The sequence below is a fragment of the Burkholderia sp. BCC0398 genome (assembly GCF_902833245.1).
Taxonomy (GTDB): Bacteria; Pseudomonadota; Gammaproteobacteria; order Burkholderiales; family Burkholderiaceae; genus Burkholderia; species Burkholderia sola.
In genome coordinates, this window is the sequence record NZ_CADFEM010000001.1 from 827,084 (window position 1) to 851,900 (window position 24,817).

22 protein-coding genes are annotated in these 24,817 nt (G+C 67.9%); 6 read left to right on the top strand and 16 right to left on the bottom strand.

What is annotated here, in order from left to right; translation table 11 throughout:
• Positions 1-15: 15 nt before the first annotated feature.
• Together HWX76_RS03580 and HWX76_RS03585 are read right to left on the bottom strand one after the other, a co-directional pair.
• A complete protein-coding gene (locus tag HWX76_RS03580) occupies positions 16-291 on the bottom strand; it encodes a DUF4148 domain-containing protein (RefSeq protein WP_050014493.1) in 276 nt (91 codons plus the stop codon).
• A gap of 433 nt (positions 292-724) precedes the next feature.
• A complete protein-coding gene (locus HWX76_RS03585) occupies positions 725-1,120 on the bottom strand; it encodes a hypothetical protein (protein ID WP_244137938.1) in 396 nt (131 codons plus the stop codon).
• A gap of 141 nt (positions 1,121-1,261) precedes the next feature.
• Between HWX76_RS03585 and HWX76_RS03590 the strand changes: the two genes are divergently transcribed.
• A complete protein-coding gene (locus HWX76_RS03590) occupies positions 1,262-1,549 on the top strand; it encodes a DUF4148 domain-containing protein (RefSeq protein ID WP_176015488.1) in 288 nt (95 codons plus the stop codon).
• Positions 1,550-1,628: 79 nt separating this feature from the next.
• On the opposite strand, the gene HWX76_RS03595 is transcribed toward HWX76_RS03590, so the two are convergent.
• From HWX76_RS03595 to HWX76_RS03615, 5 genes are all read right to left on the bottom strand, one after another.
• Complete coding sequence (locus HWX76_RS03595) at positions 1,629-3,059, bottom strand: heavy metal sensor histidine kinase (RefSeq protein WP_176015489.1); 1,431 nt, start codon at positions 3,057-3,059, stop codon at positions 1,629-1,631.
• Positions 3,056-3,739: a heavy metal response regulator transcription factor IrlR gene (gene irlR / locus HWX76_RS03600; protein WP_124639314.1), complete on the bottom strand. Its 684-nt coding sequence runs from the start codon at positions 3,737-3,739 to the stop codon at positions 3,056-3,058. The genes HWX76_RS03595 and irlR overlap by 4 nt, the downstream gene beginning before the upstream one ends.
• The gene (locus HWX76_RS03605; protein WP_089489063.1) at positions 3,739-6,951 is read right to left on the bottom strand and encodes a CusA/CzcA family heavy metal efflux RND transporter; all 3,213 of its coding nucleotides are present in this window, start codon (positions 6,949-6,951) and stop codon (positions 3,739-3,741) included. The genes irlR and HWX76_RS03605 overlap by 1 nt, the downstream gene beginning before the upstream one ends.
• 128 nt (positions 6,952-7,079) lie before the next feature.
• On the bottom strand, positions 7,080-8,552 hold the full coding sequence (locus HWX76_RS03610; RefSeq protein ID WP_050014484.1) for an efflux RND transporter periplasmic adaptor subunit: 1,473 nt from the start codon (positions 8,550-8,552) through the stop codon (positions 7,080-7,082).
• Positions 8,553-8,586: 34 nt separating this feature from the next.
• On the bottom strand, positions 8,587-9,897 hold the full coding sequence (locus HWX76_RS03615; protein WP_176015490.1) for a TolC family protein: 1,311 nt from the start codon (positions 9,895-9,897) through the stop codon (positions 8,587-8,589).
• Positions 9,898-10,255: 358 nt separating this feature from the next.
• On the opposite strand from HWX76_RS03615, the gene HWX76_RS03620 reads away from it, so the two are divergent.
• Positions 10,256-10,726 (top strand): hypothetical protein, encoded by a 471-nt coding sequence (locus tag HWX76_RS03620; RefSeq protein ID WP_176015491.1) that lies wholly within the window; start codon positions 10,256-10,258, stop codon positions 10,724-10,726.
• A 163-nt stretch (positions 10,727-10,889) separates the two neighbouring features.
• Here HWX76_RS03620 and HWX76_RS03625 read toward each other — a convergent pair whose 3' ends face one another.
• The 6 genes from HWX76_RS03625 to HWX76_RS03650 all read right to left on the bottom strand — a co-directional run bounded on the left by HWX76_RS03625 (position 10,890) and on the right by HWX76_RS03650 (position 18,781).
• Positions 10,890-12,080 carry a phosphotransferase gene (locus HWX76_RS03625; RefSeq protein ID WP_176015492.1) on the bottom strand — a complete coding sequence of 397 codons (1,191 nt, stop codon included), beginning with the start codon at positions 12,078-12,080 and terminating at the stop codon, positions 10,890-10,892.
• 32 nt (positions 12,081-12,112) lie between these two features.
• The gene (pnuC, locus tag HWX76_RS03630) at positions 12,113-12,745 is read right to left on the bottom strand and encodes a nicotinamide riboside transporter PnuC (RefSeq protein ID WP_050014479.1); all 633 of its coding nucleotides are present in this window, start codon (positions 12,743-12,745) and stop codon (positions 12,113-12,115) included.
• Between the two features lie 59 nt (positions 12,746-12,804).
• Positions 12,805-15,036: a TonB-dependent siderophore receptor gene (locus tag HWX76_RS03635; protein WP_176015493.1), complete on the bottom strand. Its 2,232-nt coding sequence runs from the start codon at positions 15,034-15,036 to the stop codon at positions 12,805-12,807.
• Positions 15,037-15,711: 675 nt separating this feature from the next.
• Positions 15,712-15,915 (bottom strand): DUF2970 domain-containing protein, encoded by a 204-nt coding sequence (locus tag HWX76_RS03640; protein ID WP_050014477.1) that lies wholly within the window; start codon positions 15,913-15,915, stop codon positions 15,712-15,714.
• A 120-nt stretch (positions 15,916-16,035) separates the two neighbouring features.
• Positions 16,036-18,099 carry a pyridoxamine 5'-phosphate oxidase family protein gene (locus HWX76_RS03645; RefSeq protein ID WP_176015494.1) on the bottom strand — a complete coding sequence of 688 codons (2,064 nt, stop codon included), beginning with the start codon at positions 18,097-18,099 and terminating at the stop codon, positions 16,036-16,038.
• A 37-nt stretch (positions 18,100-18,136) separates the two neighbouring features.
• On the bottom strand, positions 18,137-18,781 hold the full coding sequence (locus tag HWX76_RS03650; RefSeq protein WP_023475046.1) for a glutathione S-transferase: 645 nt from the start codon (positions 18,779-18,781) through the stop codon (positions 18,137-18,139).
• A gap of 126 nt (positions 18,782-18,907) precedes the next feature.
• Between HWX76_RS03650 and HWX76_RS03655 the strand changes: the two genes are divergently transcribed.
• Positions 18,908-19,867: a LysR family transcriptional regulator gene (locus HWX76_RS03655; protein ID WP_176015495.1), complete on the top strand. Its 960-nt coding sequence runs from the start codon at positions 18,908-18,910 to the stop codon at positions 19,865-19,867.
• A 24-nt stretch (positions 19,868-19,891) separates the two neighbouring features.
• Here HWX76_RS03655 and HWX76_RS03660 read toward each other — a convergent pair whose 3' ends face one another.
• From HWX76_RS03660 to HWX76_RS03670, 3 genes are all read right to left on the bottom strand, one after another.
• Positions 19,892-20,221, bottom strand: coding sequence for a type II toxin-antitoxin system RelE/ParE family toxin (locus tag HWX76_RS03660; RefSeq protein WP_176015496.1), 330 nt, complete (start codon positions 20,219-20,221; stop codon positions 19,892-19,894).
• Complete coding sequence (locus HWX76_RS03665) at positions 20,218-20,490, bottom strand: type II toxin-antitoxin system Phd/YefM family antitoxin (protein WP_050014516.1); 273 nt, start codon at positions 20,488-20,490, stop codon at positions 20,218-20,220. The genes HWX76_RS03660 and HWX76_RS03665 overlap by 4 nt, the downstream gene beginning before the upstream one ends.
• Positions 20,491-20,580: 90 nt before the next feature.
• A complete protein-coding gene (locus HWX76_RS03670) occupies positions 20,581-21,237 on the bottom strand; it encodes a TetR/AcrR family transcriptional regulator (RefSeq protein ID WP_089489057.1) in 657 nt (218 codons plus the stop codon).
• An 87-nt stretch (positions 21,238-21,324) separates the two neighbouring features.
• On the opposite strand from HWX76_RS03670, the gene HWX76_RS03675 reads away from it, so the two are divergent.
• Genes HWX76_RS03675 through HWX76_RS03685 form a run of 3 tightly spaced genes read left to right on the top strand, consistent with a single transcriptional unit; the run spans position 21,325 to position 24,816 of the window.
• Positions 21,325-22,227, top strand: coding sequence for an SDR family NAD(P)-dependent oxidoreductase (locus HWX76_RS03675; RefSeq protein WP_176015497.1), 903 nt, complete (start codon positions 21,325-21,327; stop codon positions 22,225-22,227).
• Entirely contained in the window at positions 22,224-23,825 is a 1,602-nt protein-coding gene (locus HWX76_RS03680) for an NAD(P)/FAD-dependent oxidoreductase (RefSeq protein WP_176015498.1), read from the top strand. The genes HWX76_RS03675 and HWX76_RS03680 overlap by 4 nt, the downstream gene beginning before the upstream one ends.
• A 7-nt stretch (positions 23,826-23,832) precedes the next feature.
• On the top strand, positions 23,833-24,816 hold the full coding sequence (locus tag HWX76_RS03685; protein ID WP_176015499.1) for an alpha/beta hydrolase: 984 nt from the start codon (positions 23,833-23,835) through the stop codon (positions 24,814-24,816).
• The last annotated feature ends 1 nt before the right edge of the window (position 24,817 follow it).

Below are 24,817 nucleotides of genomic sequence, written 5' to 3' on the forward strand. Positions count from 1 at the left end.
GCCGCGAATCAACGATCAAAGCACCGCGAAGCGGTTGTCGTGCGCGTCGACCATCGGCGTCTTCTCGCCGCGATGAACGGTCGAGCGATGAATTTCCCGATTGCGCGCGACGGCGGCCGGACTCGCCGGATAGTCGTGATTGGGGCTCGGGATCACGCCGTCGTGGCGCGCGCGCACCAGCTCCTGAATCACTTCCTGACGGCTTTTCGGCTGCGCGACCACGGCTTGCGAGAAGGCTGCTATCGACAGCGCGCCAGCGGCCATGGCGATCAGCGAGTGCGGAATGTTCATGTGGTTGGCTCCTTACTGGAATTCCGTGACAGAAGCCTTCACTTTGATCCCGAGGCGGTGCGGATTCGTGATCGCCTGATGACGGTTTCGTCACCGTCCCGACGATGTTTGATGTCCGCCGACCATGCGCTATCGACGCACACCCATCTTCATGCGGTCGGCGCGTGGCGGCGCGCGAACGGGGAACCGCGCACGCTGGCCGGTGGCACGCGTACGACGGGCATCGTCAATCCCTCGGCGGTTGCCCATGCGCACTGCGTGACGAAAATTTCATGTTCCGATCAGGTTCACGATGCGTCGCATCGCTACGATCGGAACGGTAGCGGGCCCTGCCCGTTCCTACCCACGCAGCGGGTCGCTGCCGCACGGCACGATCACGCATTAGGCCCGGACTCGTCGAGCGCCGGGCCATTTTTTTACGCGTGTCCGACCATCACCGCGGGGAATTGCGCTGCGGGTACACGCACGGATGCGTTTTCACATACAGGTTCGGATTGCCGCACCGGTGCCCGGCATAGTCGACCGGCTCGCCAGGCGTCAGGTCGGTCGGCGCGGGCTTGCGCGCGGCGGCAGAAACGGTGGCCGTGGCGCCGGAACGTGTCGATGCGCAGCCCGCGAACAACGGGACGATCAGGACTGCGATCAAGGCTAGGCGGATGGCGGGACGAGGCACTTTTCGGTCCGGAAGGAAAGTCTGAACGAGGCCGCACGCGTTCCATACAGCTATCGCGAACGGCATGAATGCCGCCGGCCACATCGACCACCGGCGGACTTCATGTTCCGCTTCCCGCTCATCGCGCCCATGACCCGAACATGACGATTGCGTCATGCCAATCGCGTCCGAACGGCACCGCCCCTCATCACGCAATCTGACGCATTTTTCATCTCGCGATCACGATCACGCACGGCTGCTTTCGCATACTGGGTCCACGGTTCGCCACCCGGCGGCCCTGATCAAGGAGAGCACTCGATGAAAACGGCAAAACTCGCAGCACTGTTCGTCACCGCCACGCTGTCGCTCGGCATGGCCGCGCAGGGCGCATTCGCGCAGACGCAAACGCAGGGCAAGACCCGCACGCAGGTCGTCAACGAACTGAAGCAGGCGCAGCACGACGGCGTCGTGCCGATCAGCAAGACGCAGTACCCGCCGACCGGCGAGCTGGTCGCGCGCAACAAGGAGCTGCACGGGGTTTCGGTGCATGGCGGCGAGAAGAAGCCGCAGACCGACAACCACGACAACCTGACCGCGCAGAAATGACGCTCGGTCAACCGACCGCGGGCAGCGTGCCGCGCGCGGCCGCCTCATGGCGAACGCGCGGGCGTGCCCACCGGCGGTGTCAGGTAGGGATGGCCGCCGGCCGGTTCAGCTCGGCCGGCCGCCGCGGAAAGCGCAGCCAGAACGTCGTGCGCCTGCCCGGGTCGCTGTCGACGCCGCATTCGCCGCCGTGATTGTCCATGATCGACCGGACGATCGCGAGCCCCAGCCCCGTCCCTTGCGCGGAATTGTGCCGAGACGGATCGACGCGATAGAAGCGCTCGAAAATCCTTCCGACATGCTGGGCCTCGATGCCGGGCCCCGTGTCCGACACGGCGATCGTCGTCGCACCGCCCTGCTCCACGCAATCGATCGTCACGATGCTGCCGCGCGGCGCGTAGGCCAGCGCATTCGACAGCAGGTTGCTCAGCGCACGCTGGTACAGCGTCAGATCCGCATCGACCCACGCATGGCCGTCGACCTTCACCGTCACGCCGGCATCCTCCGCAAGCGGCTCGTAGTAGCCCGCGACGCGCCCCGCCTCTTCCGACGCATCCAGGCGCCGCACGCTGATCGACGTGCCGGCCTGTTCCGAACGCGCCAGGAACAGCATGTCCTCGATCATCCGCGACAACCGCTGGTATTCGTCGATGCTCGACTCGATCACGTTCCGGTATTCATCCGCGCTGCGCGGCTGCGACAGCACGACCTGCGCGGCCGCCTGCAGGTTCGTGAGCGGCGTGCGCATGTCGTGCGCGAGATTCGACGAGAACTGGCTGAGCCGCGTGAACGATTCGTTCAATCGCTCGAGCATGCCGTTGAACGCGTGCTCGAGCTCCTTCAGCTCGCCGGCCGTATCGAGCGCCGGCAGCGGATGGGCGAGCCGGCTCGTCGACATCTGTTCGGCACGCGCCGCGAACCGCCGCAGCGGGCTCAGCCCGAGCGCCGCGATGCCGTATGCGATCGCGGCCGCGAGCACCACGCCGAACACCTCGATCACGACGATCGTATAAGCGTGCGTGCGCAGCAGCAGCACGTCGGCGCTGCGGTCGTACTGCACCACGACGCGCACCACGGGCGCACTTGCGCCCACGCCGGCCAGCGGCACATTCGTCACCAGATACTGGTGCCGCGTGCCGGGCGGCGCGACGCCGACCGGCACGCGCCCCGCATCCAGCGACATCAGCGGCCCGTACGGGCGGAAGCCGGGCGTGCCGACCAGGCGCGTTCCCGTGGCATCGAAGATCGCGAGATCCATGTTCGGATGCCCGTGCAACTGGTCGATCCAGATATCGGTATTGCGCGCGACGTCGGCCATCGTGCGCGCCTCGGCCAGATGCGCGCCCAATGCGGCGGAAATGCCCGCCATCTGCTCGGCTGCCGTCGTGTCGACGCGGTTGCTCAGCGCTTCGTACAGCGCGACGCCGCTCGACGCGAGGATCACCGACGTCGACAGGATGATCAGCGCGGTCAGCCGGCCGCGCAGCGTCCGCGGCAGCAGGCGCGCGATCATGCGGCCGCGCCGCCGCGCGCTTCGAGCACGTAGCCCATCCCGCGCACCGTGTGGATCAGCTTCGGTTCGTACGCGTCGTCGATCTTCGAGCGCAGACGCCGGATCGCCGAATCGACGACGTTCGTGTCGCTGTTGAAGTTCATGTCCCACACCTGCGACGCGATCGTCGCGCGCGGCAGGATCTCGCCTTCGCGGCGCATCAGCAGCCACAGCAGCGCGAACTCCTTCGCGGTCAGCAGGATCGTGTCGCCCTGCCGCGTGGCCTTGCGGCGCGTCAGGTCGAGTTCGAGATCGGCCACACGAAGCGTGTTCGAATCGCGCGGCTGGCCGCGCCGCAGGATCGACTTGATGCGCGCGGTCAGCTCGACGAAGTCGAACGGCTTCGCGAGATAGTCGTCCGCGCCCAGTTCGAGCCCCTTCACGCGATCGCCGACGTCGTCGCGCGCGGTGAGGAACAGCACCGGCGTCGACTTGCTGCGCCGCAGGTTCTGCAGCAGCGTCCAGCCGTCCTGCCCGGGCAGCATCACGTCGAGCACGAGCAGGTCGTACTCCTCGGTTTCGGCCTGGTGCTGGCCCGTGACGCCGTCCTCGACCCAGTCGACGACGTAGCCGGCCTCGGTCAGCCCCTTGCGCAGATACGCGCCCGTCTTCGGTTCATCCTCGACAATCAGAATTCGCATCACGCATTACCCTTGAAGAAACCCAGCCGGCGCATCATGCCCGCGGCGAAACCGCCGCGCAACGCCGCGCGCCACGACACCGCATGGCTCACGCGGTACAGCACCGGCAGCACCAGCAGCGTCAGCGCGGTGGACGACAGGATACCGCCGATCACGACCGTCGCAAGCGGACGCTGGACCTCGGCGCCGGTGCCGGTCGCGAACGCCATCGGCAGGAAGCCGAGCGACGCGACCAGCGCGGTCATCAGCACGGGCCGCAGCCGCGTGAGCGCGCCGTCGCGCACGGCCGCGTCGAGCGGCATGCCTTCGTCGCGCAGGTTGCGGATGAACGAGATCATCACGAGGCCGTTGAGCACGGCCACGCCGGACAGCGCGATGAAGCCGACCGCCGCCGTGATCGACAGCGGAATCCCGCGCAGCCACAGCGACACGACGCCGCCGCTCAGTGCGAACGGAATGCCGGTGAACACGAGCAGCCCATCCTTCACGTTGTTGAACATCACGAACAGCAGCACGAACACCATGAACAGCGCGAGCGGTACGACGAGCTTCAGACGCTCGCTCGCGCTTTGCAGCTGCTCGAACTGGCCACCCCACGACACCCAGTAGCCGGCCGGCACGCGCACGTCCTGCTGCAACTGCTCGCGCGCGTCCGCCACGAACGAGCCAACGTCGCGGCCGCGCACGTTCGCGCTGACGACCACCCGCCGCTTGCCGTCCTCGCGGCTGATCTGGTTCGGGCCCGGCGCCACGTCGATCGTCGCGAGCTCGGCCAGCGGCACGTATGGCGCCGCCGCGAGCGGCGCACTGGCGCCGGCCGCAGGCGCCGGCAGCGCGATCGGCAGCCGCTTGATCGCCTCGATATCGGTGCGCAATTCGTCGGGCAGCCGCACGACGATGTCGAAGCGGCGGTCGCCCTGGAACAGCGTGCCGGCCTTCTGCCCGCCGACGGCCGCGGCCACCGAGTCCTGCAGGTCGGCGACGCTCACGCCGTAGCGCGCGAGCTTGTCGCGGTCGAGATTGACGGTCAGCACCGGCAGGCCCGTGGTCTGCTCGACCTTCACCTCCGACGCGCCCGGCACCTTCTGCAACGCGGCCGCGATCTGCTCGCCGGTCTGGTTCAGCACGGCCATGTCGTCGCCGAAGATTTTCACGGCGACGTCGCTGCGCACGCCCGAGATCAGTTCGTTGAAGCGCAACTGGATCGGCTGCGAGAACTCGTACGCATTGCCCGGCAGCTCGGCGAGCGCTTCCTCGATCTCGCTCACGAGCTGCTCGCGCGGCTTCTTCGGGTCGGGCCACGTGTCGGCCGGCTTCAGCATGATGTAGCCATCCGACAGATTCGGCGGCATCGGGTCGGCCGCGATCTCGGCCGTGCCGGTGCGTGCGAACACGCGCTCGATTTCGGGGAAGCGCGCCTTCAGCGTCTTCTCGATCGACTTCTGCATCTCGACCGACTGCGACAGGCTCGTGCCGGGAATCCGCAGCGCGGCCACCGCCAGGTCGCCCTCGTTCAGGCTCGGGATGAACTCGCTGCCGAGCCGCGTCGCGAGCCCCAGCGTGACCAGCACGATCGCGGCCGCCCCGATCATCACGCGCATCGGGCGCGTCATGAACGCGGCGAGCACCGGTTCGTACGCGCGCCGCGCCCAGCCCATCAGCCGGTTCTCCTTCTCCTCGACCCGCTCGCCGATGAACAACGCGACGGCCGCCGGAATGAACGTGACGGTCAGCACCATCGCGGCCGCGAGCGCCATCACGACCGTGATCGCCATCGGGTGGAACATCTTGCCTTCGACGCCGGTCAGCGCAAAGATCGGCAGGTACACGACCATGATGATCAGTTGCCCGAAAATCAGCGCGCGGCGCGCCTCCTGCGACGCGCCGAACACTTCGGCGAAACGCTCGTCGCGCGTGAGCGGGCGCCCCGCCGCCGACTGTGCATGCGCGAGCCGCCGCACGCAGTTCTCGACGATCACCACCGCGCCGTCGACGATGATCCCGAAGTCGAGCGCGCCGAGGCTCATCAGGTTCGCGCTCACCTTCGCGTTGACCATCCCGGTGAAGGTCATCAGCATCGACAGCGGAATCACGAGCGCGGTGATCAGCGCCGCGCGGATGTTGCCGAGGAACAGGAACAGCACGGCGATCACGAGCACCGCGCCTTCGAGCAGGTTCTTCTTCACCGTCGCAACGGCCTTCTCGACGAGCACCGTGCGGTCGTACACCGGAATCGCCTTCACGCCGGCCGGCAGCGTGCGGTTCACGTCGTCCATCTTCGCGGCGACGGCCTTCGAGACGGTCCGGCTGTTCTCGCCCATCAGCATGAACACCGTGCCGAGCACGACTTCCTCGCCGTTCGACGTCGCGGCGCCGGTGCGCAGCTCGCGGCCGATGTCGACCACGCCGACGTCCTTCATGCGCACCGGCACGCCGCCGACGTTGGTCAGCACGATGTTCGCGATGTCGTCGACGGTGCGCGCCTGGCCCGGCACGCGCACGAGATACTGCTCGCCGCGCTTTTCGATGTAGCCGGCGCCGACGTTGTCGTTGTTGCGCTCGAGCGCCCGCACGACGTCGGCGAGCGTCAGCCCGTACGACATCAGCTTTGCCGGATTCGGCGCGACGCGGTATTCCTTCACGTAGCCGCCGATCGAGTTGACCTCGGTCACGCCGCGCACGTTGCGCAACTGCGGCCGCACGACCCAGTCCTGCAGCTCGCGCAGGTCGGCCGCCGTATAGCGCTTGCCGTCGGGCTTGCGCGCGTTGGCGTCGGCTTCGACGGTCCACAGGTAGATCTCGCCGAGGCCGGTCGACGTCGGCCCCATCGCGGGCGCAATGCCGGCCGGCAGCTTGTCCTTCGCCTCCTGGATGCGCTCGTTGACGAGTTGCCGCGCGAAGTAGATGTCGGTGCCGTCCTTGAAGATCACGGTGACCTGCGACAGCCCGTAGCGCGAGATCGAGCGCGTCTGTTCGAGCCCCGGCAGCCCGGCCATCACGGTCTCGACCGGATACGTGATGCGCTGCTCGGCCTCGAGCGGCGAGTAGCCCGGCGCGGACGTGTTGATCTGCACCTGCACGTTGGTGATGTCGGGCACCGCGTCGATCGGCAGCCGCTGGTAGCTGAACACGCCCAGCGCGGCCACCGACGCGATCGCCAGCATCACGAGCCAGCGGTGCGCAATCGCAAAGCGGATCAGGCGCTCAAACATGTCGGGATTCCTTGAAGCGGGGAACGGTCGTCCGCACCGGGCGAGCCGCGCGGCCGGTCACCCGGCCGATTGGAAAGCGGGCCGCATGGCGGGCCGCCAGTCGCGCCACGGCGCACGCGTATTGCTGTTCATTCATGTTCAGCGCTCCCCTTGCCGAGTTCCGCCTTCAGCACGAAGCTGTTCGACGCCGCGTATTCCTGGCCGGGCTTGAGTCCCTTCAGCACTTCGGTCGCGCGTTCGTCGCGCCGCCCCGTTTCGACGGCCTGCGCGACGAAGCCCTTCGGCGAGCGCACGAACACCGACGGCGCACCATCGACGTCCTGCAGCGCGTCGCTCGCGACCGCGAGCAGCACGCGTTGCGTGCCCGCGTCGACCGACACGTTCACGAACATCCCCGGGCGCCACACGCGGTCGGGGTTCGGCAGCACGACGCGCGCCGGCGCGGTGCGCGTCTGCTCGCCGAGCAGCGAACCCACGTACGCGATCGGGCCGCTCGAACGCGATTCGAACGCGGTCGCGATGACCGTTGCATCGCGACCGACCCGCACATCGTTCAACCGCTGCGCCGGCACGGCCATCTCGGCCCATACCGTCGACAGGTCGGAGATCACGAACATGCTGGCGTCGGCGGCGATCGCTTCGCCCGGCGTCGCGTGCTTCTCGACGATCGTGCCCGCGAACGGCGCGCGCAGTTCGTAGCGATTCAGCGCGCCCCCGCCGACCGGCGCATTCAGCGCGGCGAGCTTCTGCCGCGCGTTCTGCACGGCGATCTCGGCTTCACGCAACTGCACCTGCGCCTGCTGGTAGTCCTGCTCGGCCGAGATGCGCTCCTGCCACAGCGTGCGTTCGCGCTCGTAGGTCGCGCGGGCGCCCGACAGCCGACGCTCGGCCGTCAGCAGCTCGCTGCGCCGGTCGGCGAGATCGGTGCTCGCGATCACGGCCAGCACCTGCCCCTTCGCAACGTTCTGCCCGAGCGACACCGATACCTGCTCGACGATGCCGGCCACGCGCGGCACCACGTGCGCGGTGCGATCCTCGTTGAACTTGATCTCGCCGGGGAGCTGGAACGGCGTCGCGATCTGCGCGGGGCCGGCCTTCGCCAGCGCGATCTTCGAGGTCGCCAGCTGCGCGTCGGTCAGCGCGATCGCGCCGTCGGCGCGGGCGAACGGGAACGACGCGGCTTCATTGCCCGCCTTCACGTCGATCGTCGCGTCGAACACGTGCGGCTTGCCGATCGACTGCGCGGACACGAACTTCTGGCCGGCCGCGTCGAAACGCAATGGTTCGTGCGTGCGGTCGTAGCGAACCAGCGTGCCGGACACGGTGACGCCCTTGTCGGCCGGCTTGCCGTCGACGAACGGATAGACGATGAGGCGCGCATCGCCGGGCTTCTCCGTCATCACGATTTCGACGGACAGCCTGCCGCGCTTGAGCACGACGCCGCCGCGCTCGCCGGCGGCTTCGGCGGACGAGGCGGCGGCAGCCGCCGATGCGGACGCGCCGTTGCCGCCGCCGTTGCGCGTGACGCCGAGTGCGCCGATGACGATCCCGGCACTGCCGAGCACGACCGCCGCGATGATCAGGATTCTGTTGCGTGACATGGTGATCCTTCAGGTAAAAGAGGCGTCCGTTGCGCTATTGCGCGACCGGTGCAAGCGATGCGAGCGGCGTGCCGACGAGCCGGCCGATGTCGGCGCGGGCCGCATGGGCGTCGGCGAGCGCACGCACGTATTGCGACTGACCCTGGAACAGCGTGCGCTGCGCGTCGAGCACGTCGAGGAAGCCGAACTTCCCGAGTTCGTAGCCGCGCGACATCGCATCGAGCGCGAGACGCGCGGCCGGCAGGATGTCGGACTTCAGCCGCTGCGCTTCCTGTTCGGCGGCCTCGAAATTCGCGTATGCCTGCGTCAGCTCCAGCCGCAAGCGCGTGCGTTCGCGATCGAGATCGGCGTTCGCGCGCGTGGCCTTGTGCGTCGCCTCGAGCAACGCACCCTTGTTCGTGTCGAACAGCGGGATCGGGATCGACACGCCGACCACCGCCTGGTTGTCAGGCACGCCGCCCGTGGTCACGCGCTTCACGCCCGCGCTGACCGTCACGTCCGGCATGCGCCGCGCGCGCTCCAGCGACACGGCCGCGTTCGAGCGCAGCATTTCGGCGCGCGCGACCCGCGCGAGCGGAGCATCGTCGAGCTGCGCGGTCAGCGCGGACAGCGGCTCGACCGGCGGCACGGTTTCCAGGTCGCCGCGCGCCGCGAGCCGGTCGTTGCGCGCTTCGCCCATCACCGCGTTCAGCTTTTCGCGCGCGACGTCGACACGGCCGCGCGCGGTCACGACTTCGATCTGCACGCCGGTCGCCGCCACCTGCGCCTTGGTCGCCTCGACGGGCGACACCTTGCCGGCCTGCGCGCGGCGCCGCGCGAGATCCGCAGAACGCGCGGCGATCGCGGCCGATTCCTCGGTCACCTGAAGTTGGCGCTGCGCGGCGAGCAGCCCGTAGAACGCGGCAATCACATCGGCGCGCACGGCCGCGCCCTGGTCGTCGAGAGATGCGTTGGCTGCCTCGCGGCCATACGATGCGACGTCGAGCCGCGCGCGGCGCTTGCCGCCCAGTTCGATGGTCTGGTTGATCAATGCGGTCGACGTGCGTTCCGCGCGGCTGAAACCTTCCTGCAGGAACGAGATTTCGGGATTGGGGCGCGCGCCGGCCTGCATCAGTGCGCCGGCCGATGCATCGACGTCCGCGCGCGCGCCGCGCAGCGCCGGATTGTTTCGCGCCGCGACCGCGAGCGCATCGGATAGCGTCAGTGACGATGCTGGAAGTGCGTCGGATGGCGGTGCGCCGATCGGCGCGGCGGCGGCAGCCGAAGCCGGCGACAGCGCGGGCTGCGCATGAGCCGTCGCGGCCATCGCAAAGACGATGGCCGCGGCGAGGTTGAGCTTGAGCATGTTCGGTTCTGCGGTAACGGTTCGCGACCGATGCTACGGACCGGCCGCAGTGCGAACATGAGGCGAAGATGATATTTCCGTCATGTTGGGCGCGGTGTATTCGCCGAACCGGCGTGCATATCCGCTCGGATGGTCACGTCAGCATAAAAAATATGCTTCGAAATTTAGAACTAGTTCTATAGACGTATTCGCTCGAAAAGATGACTGTTCAAGGTCCCGGCAACACGAACGAAATCATGCTGCTTTATGACCTCAAGGTCGTGCTGCCTCCTTGAAAACCTACGAATCGAGACTTTGAATCAATGAAAAACCTCTTCGATCACGACAAGTATGACTTTGACGCTGACGAAGACAAAGAATGGTTTCTCGTTCACTCCCCATGAGAATTTTTATTACTTCACTAACCGTAAATATCGCAGCGTCGCTCCTTTTCCCGGCAAGCTCTGCGGCGGAATGTCAGGGGTCACAAAATCTGCCGTCACAGCAATTTTTCGTAGCCTTCCCCCACAACAGCCACGAGATCTCCGAATCCGAGCAAATACTAATTGGACGATGGGTTTCAGCAATGAATTCCGATTATCCAATACAAAACTGGATCAATATAATTGGCAGCGCTTCCAAGATTGAGGCCGATTCGGAACGACTTGCAACGATGCGCGCTTCCGCGACGGCAAAAGTCGTCATCGACGACGGGCTGATAAACGCACCGTTTCAGATAAAAACGCAAATTTATCCAGCCAACAGTGCAGCCGGATCGACGTCGGAAACCCGTGAGGTCACCATTCAAGTGAGCCCCGGCTGCCTCGACAACTGCTGTACCGGCCATTGACATGAAGTCGGCTCATTTACCGCCGCCGCGCTTGCGTTGACCCGTGTACCTCCAACGCTCGCGCGCGACGGTCCATCGAATCCATCCGAACGAGAGTTCGATGTTCGATTCGAACGATATGTCAATCGCCGAACCCGGGAAGCTATCCGCGCATTCTCGAGAATCAAACGCGCCCTTGCTTCCCCCGCCGCCGCTGCACGAGCCAGTCGAGCAATTGCCGCCCGTCGCGTTCGCCGAACCAGCGAGCATGCCCGATCAGGTAACTGTCGTACGCGATATCGACGATCCCCGGCGCATCGATGATGCAGCCGAAATACGCAACCTCCGACAGCGCGAACTCCGTATGCACGATCGGCAACAGCGCGACCAGCGCCGCATACGCATCATCGCTCAGCGGTTCGAGCGATTCGTAGCCGTCGAGCAGCGCGTCGATCTGGTCGTATTCCACGCGCCGCGCATCGGCCAGCGCCATCCAGTCGACCGTATTGCGCTCGATCGCCAGCGCGACGTCCATCACCGCGCAAGTGCGGTCCGACAAGCCGAAATCGAGCACCGTCCGCACCTGCGCACCAGGCCCCGCATCGGTCCACAGCAGGTTCGACGCATGCCAGTCGCCGTGCGTCCACAGCGGCGTCAACGTGGGCAGCAACGGCACGAGGCGCGCGTGATACGGCCCGATCGCGTCGGCCACATCGCCGCGCCAGTCACGCGAGCCGAGCGCGCGCACGAGCAACGGCTGCGCATCGACCCAGCGTTCGAGCGCACCCGCCAGATCGGCGGACGACAGCACGCGAAAACTCGACAGCAGCGTCCGCACCGGCCGCGCGGGCGCATCGTAGCCGGCCGCCGCGCGATGCAGTTCGGCCAGCGCGCGGCCGGCCGCGTACGCATGCGACGGATGCGTGAACGGCTGCCACGACATCACGCCGCGATACGGATCGACACCGGGCGCGAGCACATGCACCTCGTACGTCCACTCGTCGGATGCAAACGCGGTCGCACCGTGACGATCGGCCAGCACGTCCACCACCGGCATCCCGCGTTCGCGCAGATGCGCGATGAAACGATGCTCTTCCTCGAGCCCCTCGACATCGCGCAGGCTTGCGTGATGTCGCTTGACGAACAACCCGCGGCCGTCCGCCATCCGCACGAGCACCGCTGCCGCGAACTGCCGCGGGCTGTGCCACGTCAGCCGCACCGGCTCGCCCACGCCGTCGATCCGCGCGAGCACGGCCGCCACTTCGTCGTGCGTGATCAGCGGCCAGTCGCGTTCGGCTTGCTCGCCGTCCACGCCGAATTGCGGCGGCGCGACGTCGCGCGACAGGGGGCCGTCCGGCTCGAGGGGGAATGACATGAACGGCGTTGCTCCGTGGTTGAATCCGTGAATCAGCGTGTGCCGCCGCCCGACGCGAGCGGGCCGCCCGATGCTGCCCGCAACGCGGCGGCCGTCCGGCTCCAGTCGCGCCAGCCGACGACGGCCAGCCCGATGAACAGCGCATACAGGCCGGCCGTCAGATACAGTTCCTTGAACACGAACATCCCGACGTACACCACGTTCACGACGATCCACAGCCCCCACGACGCGATGTAACGCCGTGCGGTCCAGTATTGCGCGACGAGGCTGAACGCGGTCAGCGACGCATCGACGAACGGCAGCGCCGCATCGGTCCAGCGCGCCATCATCCCGCCGAGCAGCGCGCTGCCGATGACCGCCGCGATCAGGTCGGGCAGCATCGTGAGTGGCCGCACGCCGGTGACAGGCGCGACGTCGCCGGCAGGCGCCGCCTCGCCGCCTGCCTCGCTCGCGCGCTGCGCGAGCCAGCGCTGCCAGCCGTACACCTGCAGCACCGCGAACGCGCCCTGCAGCAGCATGTCCGAGTACAGCTTCGCATCGAAGAAGATCCAGCCGTACAGCGCGACCGACGCGAGGCCGACCGGCCAGCACAGCATGCGCCGCTTCGCGGTCAGCCAGATCGCGAGCGCGCTGACGATCACGCCGGCGATTTCGAGTGGGGACATCGTCTGTGCTCTCCTGGTGGGCTGCCGGGGCCGCGCGTCACGCGGCCGGTTCCGGTCGGTCAGAAATCATAGGTCAACGATATGCGCGCGGTGCGCGGCGCACCCGGGAACAGGTATGCATCGCCTTGCTGCTCGCCTGCGTCGCGCCAGTAGAACTTGTTGAACAGATTGTCCACCGACACGCGCAACACCGTACGATGGCCGCCGATCTTCGTCGTATAACGCGCGCCGAGATTGAACACGAACCACGACGGCACGCGCGCTGTGCCTTCCTCGTTCGCGTTGCGCGCCGCGCTGTATTCCACACCGCCGAGCACGTTCAGGCCCGCGACGCCCGGCACCGCGTAGTCCGCATACAGCGACGCGCGCAGCGCGGGCACGTTGATGATCTGGTGCCCTTCGTAGGCGGGCGACCCCGAATCGTAGGCCCGGGCGCGAATCGCCGCGACGCTGGCCGTCAGCCCCAGCCGCTCGGTCACGCGCCCGGCCGCGCCGAGTTCGATCCCCTGGTGCCGCTGCGTGCCGCGCTGCACGAACGTGTAGGACCTGCCCGACGCGTCAGGGTCGGCGAACTGGAACGGCTTGCTGATCGAGAACACCGCGGCCGTGAGGCTCAGCCGGTCGAGCCAGTCGTATTTCGCGCCGACCTCGATCTGGTGCGATTCGACGGGCGGCAGGAACGCATACGCGTTGGTCGCGCGCACCGGCGCCTGGTCGCCGAGCGACAGCGCCTTGCTGTACGACGCATACAGCGACAGTACGTTCACCGGCTTGTAGACGAGCGCGACCTGCGGCAGAAACACCGAGCGGTCGGTATGCGTCGTCTCGCCGTCGAGGCTGCTCCAGCTGCGCTGTCGCAGCAGCACTTCCTTGCCGCCCGCAAGCACCTGCCAGTGTTCGCCGATACTGATGCGGTCGAGCCCGAACACGCCGTACTGCCACGCATCGAGGCGCGGATACGACGGCCCCGGCGCATTCGGCGACGACGGGAAAGTCAGGTCCGGCCCGTAGATATTCTCGCTGCCCACATAGTCGTACACGGCGTCGGCCATGTGCACGACGCGGCGCTGCACGCTCACGCCGAGCGTCAGTTCGTGCCGCAGCGGCCCCGTCGCGAACTTGCCGGTCGTGACCGCGCGCAGATCGTCGTTGCGCCGGTATTCGCCGGGGCTGCGGAAGTCGTACACGTCGTAGTCGCCGTTCGCGCCGAAGAAGAACGGCGACGTCGCGCCGGCCGCGCAGCTCGCCGCGTACGAGCAGCCGTACGCGAACGCGCTGTTGTCGTCGATCATCGTGCGGCTGTGACCCGCGGCGATGTATGCCTTCCAGTCGTCGTTGAACTGGTAGTCGAAACGCGCGTTCAGGTTCAGCGCATCTGTCGTCACCGGTTTCGCCCACGGCTGCGTGCCGAGCGCCTTCGACGTCGTCTTCACCGACGGCACGACGGTGCCGCCGAGCAACTGGTAGCCGGGTGCGGAACGCTGGATCCACTGCTGGAATTCGGCGTTCAGCTGCAGGCTCGCGCGGGGGCTGATGTCCCAGTCGGCGGCGATCGAGCCGAACGTGCGTCGTCCGTTCGTGCCGTCGATATACGAGTGCATGTTCTCCTTCGCCGCATTGATCCGGAACCCGAACTGATTGTTCGGGCCGAAGCGGCGGCCGAGATCGACGGCCGCCGACGTCGAGCCGCGGCTGTCGACGCCGCCCGTCACGCTCGCGACGTTCGCGGAGCGCTTGGTCACGAAGTTGAACACGCCGCCCGGCGCGACGACGCCGCTGTCGATGCCCGCGAGCCCCTTCAGGATCTCGACGCGCTCCTTGTTCTCCAGCGGCACGTTCTGCTCGCCGGACACCGTCAGCCCGTCGATCCGGATCGCGCTCGCGAGATCGACCGGAAAGCCGCGGATCGCGAAGCCCTCGAAATAGCCGACCGGCGCATAGTCGTTGACGACCGACGCATCGTTGCGCACCACGTCGCTCAGCCGCTTCGCCTGCTGATCGTCGATCAGCGCGCGCGTGATGACGTTCACCGACGCCGGCGTGTCGCGCAGCGGCGCGTCGTCGAGCCCCGCGACCGACGCTTCGCGCGCGCGCAACGCGTGGCCGCGCTCGCCGCTCACCGTGATCGCGGGCAGCGTCGCGCTGCCGGTTGCATCGGCGCCTGACGCAGGTGTGTCGCCCTGAGCCGCTGCGGCCTGCGCCGCGAAAAGCGTGACGCCGAGACCGACACCGAGCCCGACCTTCGCGCGCCGCCGACGTGCGCGTGCCGCTGTTGTTCTATTCACCGTCATTGTTCTGGATGGAAAACTCGCCATTCGACCTGTCGAAACCCGAAACCCGAAACCCGTTAGGAAGCTGCGAAGCGCGCGTCAGCGAACGCCGCCGCGCCCGTCGCCGGACGCGTTCCGTCGACACGATATTCATCGGACGAACCCGACCCTGCGGCGTGCAAGCGGGCCGGCCGGTCGGGACAACGCAGGATGGGACATCGGATTCGGATGACGCGCCGCAAACCGATGCAGCGGCCGACGGGTTCGTCGGGTGCCTGTCGGGCGGCCGACTGCGTCGCGTGGTCGTGTCATGCGGGGGACGCTTCGAACGCCCCGGTTCGGGCGGCGGGCAGTCGGGCCGGCCGTTCATCGGAACGGCGGCCTGTCCGTCGCGCGACATCGCGGCGTGGCGCGCATTTTACCCCGGGCGGGGCATAGAGCCGCGGAATCGGGCGGAACGGGAAACGGGAAACGGGAAACGGGAAACGGGAAACGGGAAACGGGAAACGGGGAACGGGAAGGCGGGAACGGGGACGAACGGTGCGGGCGGCACGATAACGGCGGCGATGCCAACGATGCGGTCGCGATTCGCCTCGTGCGTGCCGGCCACTGAGGCCGGCGTCATCATGCGCCGGTCACGCGGCCTGGAACCGGAGCGGGAATGGCGGCCCCGCTACCGGTTCATCAGTCGCTCGCTCAAAACCCCTGCATCGTCACGGTCGGATCGACGACCAGATGCACGACGCCGTAAATCACCGCGCCGACCAGCAGCGCAAGCAGGAGCGCCACGAACGGCAGCAGCGTGAAGTTGGCGTTCGCGAGATCGTTCGCGTGCGCCTTGCTGTTGCGTACGCCGAAAAAACTCCACAGGACCAGGCGAACCATGCCGAGCAGTTTCATGATGGGCTCCTTTATCGAATCGGTTGGCGCTATCGTCGATCCGGACGGCATTCGAAAAAAGCAGCAGTTGCGTGCGCTTTTCGCGCAGCAGGCCATCTGCGGCGGCATGTCGCACGCACGTCAGCGGTCGAGTACGAGCGGCTCCGTCGCCCCTTCTGCGGGCCGTGCGACGCACAGCAGCGCGCAGCCGGGTTCGATCGCCGCATCGGGCGTTTGCGCGTAGTCGACCGCGCCGGACAGCACGCGCGTCGCGCACGCGCCGCACGACCCGGAGCGGCATTCGAACGGCACGGCCACGCGCTGCCCTTCCGCGAATTCGAGCAGCGTGCCGTCGGCGGTCGTCCACGCGGCTTCGCGCGCCGTGCGCCGGAACACGACCGGCACGCTTTCCGTCGCAGGCTTGGCAGTTGCCCGGGTTGCACTGCGCGAAACGCTCGACGGCCCGAACGCCTCGAACCGGATGCGTTCGTCCGGCACGTTCAGCGCGCGCAGCCCGTCGTACAGGTCGCGCATGAATGCCGACGGCCCGCACAGATAGAAATCGTAATCGTCGAATGAAAGGGCCCGCTTCAATTGCCCGATGTCGATGCGACCGGCCCGCGCACCCGAGCCTTCTTGAGGATGACTGTCGAACCAGTGAAGCGACACGCGTGCATCGGTGGCCGCGATGCGCACCAGTTCCGCGGCGAACGGCCGGTCGGCCGCTTCGCGGGCGCCGTGCACGAACACGACACGACGCGACGGCGTGTCGTCGGCCAGTGCCCGGCGCAGCATCGCGACCATCGGCGTGATGCCGATGCCGGCCGACACGAGCACGGCCGGGCGCGGGCTTGCGAGATCGAACGTGAAGCGTCCGCGCGGCATCTGCGCGTCGAGCGTCATGCCGGCCTGCGCATGATCGTGCAGCCACGCCGATACGCGTCCTTCGCGCTTCACGGTGATCCGGTAGTGTGCGCCGCCCGGCGCGTCGGACAGCGTGTAGCTGCGCATCGTCGGCGCGTCGCTGCCCGGCAGCGCGATGCGCAACGTCAGGTGCTGACCGGCTTCGTAGGCCGGCAATGCCCCGCCGTCCGCCGGTTCGAAATGAAACGACCGGATCGCGCGCGCTTCGTCGACGATCTTCGCGATGCGCAGCGACCGCCATGCGGGCGCCGATGCCGGCGCGGCCGCGGACGGCGCAGATCCGGCCGTTGCCGCCACGCCACTCGACGCCGCCGCCATCGCCGCGAACTGCGGCGCACGCTCGACCGCCGACCACCGGAACGGCAGCACCGCCCGCATGCGCCGCACTTCCCGCACGTGGAAACGCACGACGCGCTGCGCGCCGTCGAACGATGCGACGACCGGCCCGTCCCACACGATCTCCGCGTGCGCGGCGACATACAGCACATCGCCGGTGTCGAAATCGACGAACAGCAGCCCCGCTCGCGGATCGTGCCGCAAGTTGCCCAGCGTATTGAAGAACCGGTTGCCGCTGAAATCGGGCGTCGTCAGCGTGCGCGCATCGTCGACGCGCACGAAGCCAGGCATCCCGCCGCGATGCGACACGTCCGCGCCGCGCGCCGCGCCCGCCTCCGCCGACGTGTTCGCACTCGCGACGAAGAACGTATCGGCCTGCGCGAGCAGCGCGCGGTCCGCGTCGCTCAGCGCATCCGATACGTCCGGCGCGACGGACGCCCCGACGTCCCGCGCGACGAAAGTCGGCTTGCGGCCCTGAATGTACTTCGCACAATTGCCGAAGCTCTGCTCGACCGCGATCGTCAGCGCATCGCCGTCGACCGCGCGCACGACGCCGTTCACGCGATTGCGCCGCCGCGTATCGAATTCGATCCCGAGCCCGCCGAGCGGTGCGCCCGCCTGCCACGCGCCGGCCAGCGGATCGCCCGGCAGCGCGCGCGCCGCGATGCGCAGCGTGCGGGCGTCCGGCGACGTGACGAAACCCGGCGCACCGGCCCGCAGCGTCGCCCACGGCTGGCCGCTTGCATCGACGCCGCCGAGCACGAAGAACGGCAGTTGCGCGAAAAACGTCCGGTGCTGGTCCGGCATGAAGCGCCGGATCCCGCGCCGGCCGGCCGCGCCCGCCGCGTCCGTCACGCCTGCGCGCTGCTGCACGGCAAGCTCGCCCGCGTGAAACGGCGCGGTATCGAGTTCCCAGCCCGGTACGACGGCGGTCGGCGCATTCATCGCGTTCTCTCCTGAACAAGCGCGGCGGCAGTGAGCGTCAAGCGGCGAGCAGGCCCGCGCGCGTCGTCGGCATCGCGACGAAGCCCGGCAACGCCTCGATACGGGCCAGCCAAGCACGCACGTGCGGATACGGTTCGAGCGACACGCCGCCTTCCGGCGCGTGCGCGATGTACGTGTACGCGGCGATGTCCGCGATGGTCGGCTGCGCGCCGGCCGCGAACGGCTTGCCGGCCAGTTCGCGATCGATCACGTCGAGCACCTTCGCGGCCGTGCGCTTGGCCGCTTCCGGGTCGAGCTGCGCGCCGAACACGGTCACGAGCCGCGCGGCCGCGGGGCCCGATGCGATCGGGCCGGCCGCGTACGACAGCCAGCGCTGCACGACGGCCGCGCCGACCGGGTCGTCCGGCAGCCAGTGCGCATCGCCGTACCGCTTCGCGAGGTACACGAGGATCGCGTTCGAATCGGCGATCACGGTGCCGCCGTCGTCGATCACCGGCACCTGCCCGAGCGGATTCAACGCGAGAAACGCCGGTTCGCGCTGCGCGCCGGCCGCGAGATCGACGTCGATGGTCTTCGACGGCAAACCGAGCAGCGACAGGAACAACCGGACGCGGTGCGCGTGCCCGGACAGCAGGAACGAATAGACGCGAATGGGCGAAGCGGGCTTGCTGGCGGCAGACATGGAAACACTCCGGAATCTCGCGCCGCCGGGGATCGGCGACGAACGGCTCCAGCGTAGCGCTCGCCGTTCGTCGCCAGAAGACGGATAATCACGGAAACATCATCCTCTTCCATAGGACAATCGACGATGGCCGATCTGCGCGACGTGAACCTGAACCGGCTGGCGATCTTCGTCGCGGTGGTCGACGCCGGCTCGCTGACGGCCGCGGCCGAGCGGCTCGGCCTGGCGAAGACGGTCGTCAGCACGCACATGCAGCGCCTCGAATCCGAGATCGGCGCGAACCTGCTGGTGCGCACGACGCGGCGGCTGAGCGTGACCGACGCCGGACGCGTGTTCTACGACGCGTGCCGCGACATCGTGCGCGCGACCGAAGCCGCGCTCGACGCGGTGTCGTCCGACGCGGGGCCGCTGCGCGGCACGCTGCGCGTGAGCGTGCCGATCGACTATGGCGCACTGATCGTCGCGCCGGCCGTCGTCGCGCTGCGCGACCGGCATCCGGCGCTCGCCGTCGAACTCGTCGCGAACGACCGCGTCGTCGATCTCGTCGCGGACAACCTCGACGTCGCGATCCGCATCGGCCGCCTCGCCGATTCCAACTATCGCGCGGTGCAGCTCGGCACGTACGAGAAATGGCTGGTCGCGAGCCCGGCGTTCGTCGCGCGACACGGGCTGCCGCGCGATCCCGATGCGCTCGCCGCGCTGCCGTTCGTGATGCTGTCGTCGCTGCCGCGCCCGCATACGCTCGAACTCGATAACGTGCGCGGCGGCCGCGCGTCGGTGCGCTGCGTCGCGCCGGTCGTGTCGAACACCGCGACCGCGTGCCGCGCGATCGTACTCGCGGGCGGCGGCTTCGGATTGCTGACGGATTTCTCGACCGCGGACGACGTCGCGGCCGGCCGGCTCGTGCGGCTGCTGCCGGGCTGGCATACGGCGCCGGCCGGGATCCATGCGGTGTATCCGTCGACGCGGCTGCCTTCGCCGAAGGTGCGGGCGTTCATCGAGGCGATGAAGGCGAGGATCGGGGTGGCGGCGGCGGCACCGATTATCCGGCGCGCAAGTTCGAAACCACGGAGGGCGGGATCGTGAAACGAGGAAGAATGGCGATCGCGCTCAATGAGCGACCACAAGCCGCCTCATCAGCAAGGACTTCAGATCCCTGCGCGTATCGCAAACGATATGCACGTGAATGGTGTCGCCTCGCACGTCATAAATGATGCGGTTCATTCCGGCAATGACTTCGCGATACTGACCGAGGCTGATATTCGCGAGTTCATCAGGAATCCTGCCGTGATTCGGAAAAGCGCGAATCGATGCAATGGCGTCCTTGATCTGCCGGTAGCTCGTTTGCCAGGTAGCCGAACCGAAATTCGATACGAGATAGCGCTTCAACCTCCTCAGATCTTCTTCCGCCGAACGAAGAGCGACAACCCGCAGTGTCATTGATCGTCGTCCTTGTCGAGGTCCGCAAAGACATCCTCGACTGGACGGAAGTGGCCCTGCTCGATCTCCCGATTGCCGAGTGCAAGCAGCCGAAGAAGCGCAAGCGTCTCTTCATGCTCCTCATACGACTTGACGTCCATGACAACGAGCTTCGCCTCTCCGTTCTGGGTAATCAGCATCGGCTCGCGGCTTTCCGAGATGTCCCTGACGATATCGGCGGCGTGGCTCTTGAGATAGCTGATGGGCTTGACCTGGGTAGAGAATTTCATGGAACACGTCCTGTGCCAGTCCATAACAAGACTGATTATAGTCCGAATTTGGTCTCATCCGGCCAATGAGCCCCGTTTTCCCGCGCGTCCCTAGTCGCGCGCCTGCAACGTCCCCAGCAGCACCTTCCGGCAACTGGCCACCACCTGCGCCTCCGGATCGCGATAGTCGGTCAGCAGCCACGCCGCGCCGACGTTCGTCATCGCGCCCACCAGCGCGAGCCCGATCAGCCGCTGCTCGGTGCGCTCGGCAGGCGTCGCAGCCTCGCGCGGCGCGCCAATCGCCATGATCAGCTTGCCGAAGTCGATCAGCATGCGCTGATACGTCATGTCGGTATCCGCGCTCACGCCCATCACCTCGAGCAGCAGCACGCGCGCCGCGCACGGGTCGCGCAAAAACGCGAAGAACGCCGCGAGCCCCGCGTCGACGCGCTCCCGCAGATCGCCGCCGCGCGCGGCGACCGCGTGCGCGACCGCGTCATGCAGTTGTTGCGCGTGATGCAGGTAGGTGCAGCGCAACAGATCCTCGGTGCTGTCGAAGGCCGCATAGAAATAGCGATCGTTGAGCTTCGCTTCCTGGCAGATCGACCGCACGGTCGCCTTGCGAAAACCCACCGTGCCGAACACGCGCGTCGCCGCGCGGATCAACGCGTCGCGCCGCTCGGCGGCCCGCACCTCGGGTGCCACGCCGCCATACGACCGGCCCTTTTTTTCCGTTTCGAGTGCTTTCTCCATTCCGCTATTTGACATCAGGACACCCGAAAACTAAAGTGGTGACGATCAACACCACAATAGATGCGCCGCCGGTGCGGCGCAAGCGGAACGGGAGGACGACGAATGAAGGGGTTTTCCGGCAAGGTCGCCGCGATCACGGGCGCCGGTTCGGGCATGGGCCGCAGCCTCGCGGTCGAGCTTGCGCGGCGCGGCTGCGAGGTCGCGCTCGCCGACGTCAACGACGTCGGGCTCGCCGGCACGGCAGCCGCCTGCGCACGGCACGGCGTGCGCGTGAGCACGCGGCGGCTCGACGTCGCCGATCGCGATGCGGTGTTCGCGTGGGCCGATTTCGTGCGCGCCGAGCACGGCAAGATCAACCTGATCTTCAACAATGCGGGCGTGTCGCTGGCCGCCAGCGCCGAAACCGCGCGTCTCGCCGATCTCGAATGGATCGTCGGCATCAACTTCTGGGGTGTCGTGCACGGCACGCAGGCGTTCCTGCCGCATCTGCGCGCGTCGGGCGACGGCCACGTGGTGAACACGTCGAGCCTGTTCGGGCTCGTCGCGATGCCGACGCAAAGCGCGTACAACGCGACCAAGTTCGCGGTGCGCGGCTTCACCGAGGCGCTGCGGATGGAACTCGAACTCGACGGCGCGCCGGTGAGCGCGACCTGCGTGCATCCGGGCGGCGTCGCGACGAACATCGTCGATGCGGGCCGCGTCGACACCAGCATCCACGCGCTGACGGGGCAGGACGAAGCGACCCATCGCCGTCAGGCGAACCGCCTGATCAACACGACGACGGCCGACGAGGCCGCGCGGCAGATCCTCGCGGGCGTCGAGCGCAATGCGCGCCGCGTGCTGGTCGGCGCCGACGCGCGCCGGCTCGACCGGATCGCGCGGCTGCTCGGCGCCGGTTACCAGTGGCTGATGCTGCGCCACGTGCGCCGCGCCCGCGCACGCAACCTCGAACGCGCGCACGCGCCGGCCGCGCGCCCGACCACGCCGACCCAGGACCCCGCATGATCTCGACGACGACCGACCGGCGGGACGCGCCGCCCGCCTCCGACGCCCGCCGCGACAGTGGCGATAACCGCGACGATCGCGACCTTCGCGACCTCGACGTGCTGATCGTCGGCGCCGGCCTGTCCGGCATCGGCGCCGCGTATCACCTGAAGCAGCGCTGCCCGCATGCGAGCGTGGCGATCGTCGAGGCGCGCGACGCGATCGGCGGCACCTGGGACCTGTTCCGCTATCCGGGCGTTCGTTCGGATTCCGACATGTTCACGCTCGGCTACAGCTTCCGGCCGTGGCACAGCGACAAGGCGATCTCCGACGGCCAGACGATCCTCGACTACATCCGCGACACCGCGCGCACCTACGGCATCGACAAGACGATCCGCTACGGCCGGAAGGTCGTCGCGGCCGACTGGGATTCGAACCGCGCGCGCTGGACGGTCCGCGTCGAGCGCACGCGGGACGGCGCGACCGACACGCTGGTCTACACCTGCCGCTTCCTGTTCATGTGCAGCGGCTACTACGATTACGATGCCGGCTACCTGCCCGACTGGCGAGGCATGGACACGTTCGAGGGCAAGCTCGTGCATCCGCAGCACTGGCCGAAGGACCTGTCGTACGCGAACCGGCGCGTGGTCGTGATCGGCAGCGGCGCGACGGCCGTCACGCTGGTGCCGTCGATGGCGGCCGACGCGCGGCACGTGACGATGCTGCAGCGTTCGCCGACCTACATCGTGTCGCTGCCCGCGCGCGACAAGATCGCGAACGCGCTGCGCCGCGTGCTGCCGTCGCGGCTCGCGCACCGGCTCGTGCGCGTGAAGAACGTGCTGCTGACGATGTACCTGTACAACGTGTCGCGCCGCAAGCCCGACCGGACGAAGCAATTCATCATCCGCGCGGCCAGCCGGCAGCTCGGCCCCGACTTCGACGTCGCGAAGCACCTGACGCCGCGCTACATGCCGTGGGACCAGCGCGTGTGCCTCGTGCCGAACGGCGACCTGTTCAAGGCGATCCGCGCGGGCCGCGCATCGATCGTCACCGACGAGATCGAACGCTTCACGCCGACCGGCCTCCAGCTGAAGAGCGGCCAGCAGCTCGACGCGGACGTGATCGTCACCGCGACCGGGCTGAAGGTGAAGATGCTCGGCGGCGCGCGCGTGACGGTCGACGGCCGCGCGGTCGATTTGCCGGAGACGGTGTCGTACAAGGGGATGATGTACAGCGACGTGCCGAACCTCGCGTCGTCGTTCGGCTACACGAATGCGTCGTGGACGCTGAAGGCCGAGCTGATCGCACGCTACGTGTGCCGGCTGCTCAACCACATGCACGCGAACGGCTACGACACGTGCGTGCCGCGGCTCGGCGCGGGCGATCTCGGCGACGTGCCGGCCGTCAACCTGAGCTCGGGCTACATCCAGCGCGCGGCCGGCATCCTGCCGAAACAGGGGCACCGCAAGCCGTGGAAATTTCATCAGAATTACGTGCTCGATCTCGCGTCGCTGAAGTTCAGCGCGCTCGCCGATTCCGCGATGCATTTCGAACGCCGCGCAAAAACCGGCCCGGCCGCCGCCGCGCCGGCAGCCGAACCCGCACTCGACACCCGCTGAGGCCGACATGACTCCTACGCTCCATCTGATCCAGAACGTGCTGCTCGGCGTCGTCGCGGTACTCGCCGCGCTCGCGCTGTTTTCCGGCTACGTGGCCCGTCGCGTGACGCGCGCGTTTCCGCCCGAAGGCCGCTTCGTCGACATCGACGGCGATCGTATCCACTACGTCGAATACGGCAACGGCCCGCCGATCGTGTTCGTCCACGGGCTCGCGGGGCAATGGCGCAATTTCGCGTACCTGCCGCTCACGCGGCTCGCGCAGCAGCATCGCGTGATCCTGATCGACCGCCCGGGCGCCGGCCGCTCGCTGCGCGGCGCGGCCTCGCAGGCGAACGTGTTCGCGCAGGCCCGCACGGTCGCCGCGTTCATCGACGCGCTGCAGCTCGACAAGCCCGTGCTGGTCGGCCACTCGCTCGGCGGCGCGATCGCGCTCGCGGTCGGCCTCAACCATGCGGACCGCGTGAGCCGGCTCGCGCTGATCGCGCCGCTGTCGCACGAGCAGACCGAGCCGCCCGCGCCGTTCAAGCCGCTGATGCTGCCGTCGCCGCTCGTGCGCCGTTTCGTGTCGTGGACCTTCGCGATCCCGCTGACCATCCTGACGGGCCGCCAGGCCGTGCGCCAGGTGTTCGCGCCGGAGGACGTGCCGCGCGACTTCCCCACCAAGGGCGGCGGCCTGCTCGGGATGCGCCCGCACGTGTTCTACGCGACGGCGACGGACCTGCTGTCGGCGCCCGTCGACCTGCCTGCGATGGCGCGCCGCTACGCGGAGCTCGCGCTGCCGGTCGACGTGCTGTACGGCCACGCCGATCCGATCCTGAACTGGCGCGAGCACGGCGATGCGCTCGCGAAGAAATCGGCGCGCGTGCGGCTGAAGGTGGTCGAGGGCGGGCACATGCTGCCGGTCACGATGCCCGAAGCGACGGCCGACTGGCTCCTCGAAGTCGCCGCCGCGCCAGTCGACGTGGCGGCGCAGCCCGTGCGCATCGCGTAGA

Bases quoted from the DNA above. Each gene is read 5' to 3' on its own strand.
- HWX76_RS03680 (WP_176015498.1), top strand. From the start codon at position 22,224: ATGATCTCGACGACGACCGACCGGCGGGACGCGCCGCCCGCCTCCGAC.
- HWX76_RS03605 (WP_089489063.1), bottom strand. From the start codon at position 6,951: ATGTTTGAGCGCCTGATCCGCTTTGCGATTGCGCACCGCTGGCTCGTG.
- irlR (WP_124639314.1), bottom strand. From the start codon at position 3,739: ATGCGAATTCTGATTGTCGAGGATGAACCGAAGACGGGCGCGTATCTG.
- HWX76_RS03615 (WP_176015490.1), bottom strand. From the start codon at position 9,897: ATGCTCAAGCTCAACCTCGCCGCGGCCATCGTCTTTGCGATGGCCGCG.
- HWX76_RS03650 (WP_023475046.1), bottom strand. From the start codon at position 18,781: ATGTCTGCCGCCAGCAAGCCCGCTTCGCCCATTCGCGTCTATTCGTTC.
- pnuC (WP_050014479.1), bottom strand. From the start codon at position 12,745: ATGTCCCCACTCGAAATCGCCGGCGTGATCGTCAGCGCGCTCGCGATC.
- HWX76_RS03675 (WP_176015497.1), top strand. From the start codon at position 21,325: ATGAAGGGGTTTTCCGGCAAGGTCGCCGCGATCACGGGCGCCGGTTCG.
- HWX76_RS03685 (WP_176015499.1), top strand. From the start codon at position 23,833: ATGACTCCTACGCTCCATCTGATCCAGAACGTGCTGCTCGGCGTCGTC.
- HWX76_RS03670 (WP_089489057.1), bottom strand. From the start codon at position 21,237: ATGTCAAATAGCGGAATGGAGAAAGCACTCGAAACGGAAAAAAAGGGC.
- HWX76_RS03625 (WP_176015492.1), bottom strand. From the start codon at position 12,080: ATGTCATTCCCCCTCGAGCCGGACGGCCCCCTGTCGCGCGACGTCGCG.
- HWX76_RS03640 (WP_050014477.1), bottom strand. From the start codon at position 15,915: ATGAAACTGCTCGGCATGGTTCGCCTGGTCCTGTGGAGTTTTTTCGGC.
- HWX76_RS03645 (WP_176015494.1), bottom strand. From the start codon at position 18,099: ATGAATGCGCCGACCGCCGTCGTACCGGGCTGGGAACTCGATACCGCG.
- HWX76_RS03590 (WP_176015488.1), top strand. From the start codon at position 1,262: ATGAAAACGGCAAAACTCGCAGCACTGTTCGTCACCGCCACGCTGTCG.
- HWX76_RS03585 (WP_244137938.1), bottom strand. From the start codon at position 1,120: ATGACGCAATCGTCATGTTCGGGTCATGGGCGCGATGAGCGGGAAGCG.
- HWX76_RS03635 (WP_176015493.1), bottom strand. From the start codon at position 15,036: ATGACGGTGAATAGAACAACAGCGGCACGCGCACGTCGGCGGCGCGCG.
- HWX76_RS03665 (WP_050014516.1), bottom strand. From the start codon at position 20,490: ATGAAATTCTCTACCCAGGTCAAGCCCATCAGCTATCTCAAGAGCCAC.
- HWX76_RS03660 (WP_176015496.1), bottom strand. From the start codon at position 20,221: ATGACACTGCGGGTTGTCGCTCTTCGTTCGGCGGAAGAAGATCTGAGG.
- HWX76_RS03655 (WP_176015495.1), top strand. From the start codon at position 18,908: ATGGCCGATCTGCGCGACGTGAACCTGAACCGGCTGGCGATCTTCGTC.
- HWX76_RS03580 (WP_050014493.1), bottom strand. From the start codon at position 291: ATGAACATTCCGCACTCGCTGATCGCCATGGCCGCTGGCGCGCTGTCG.
- HWX76_RS03620 (WP_176015491.1), top strand. From the start codon at position 10,256: ATGGTTTCTCGTTCACTCCCCATGAGAATTTTTATTACTTCACTAACC.
- HWX76_RS03595 (WP_176015489.1), bottom strand. From the start codon at position 3,059: ATGATCGCGCGCCTGCTGCCGCGGACGCTGCGCGGCCGGCTGACCGCG.
- HWX76_RS03610 (WP_050014484.1), bottom strand. From the start codon at position 8,552: ATGTCACGCAACAGAATCCTGATCATCGCGGCGGTCGTGCTCGGCAGT.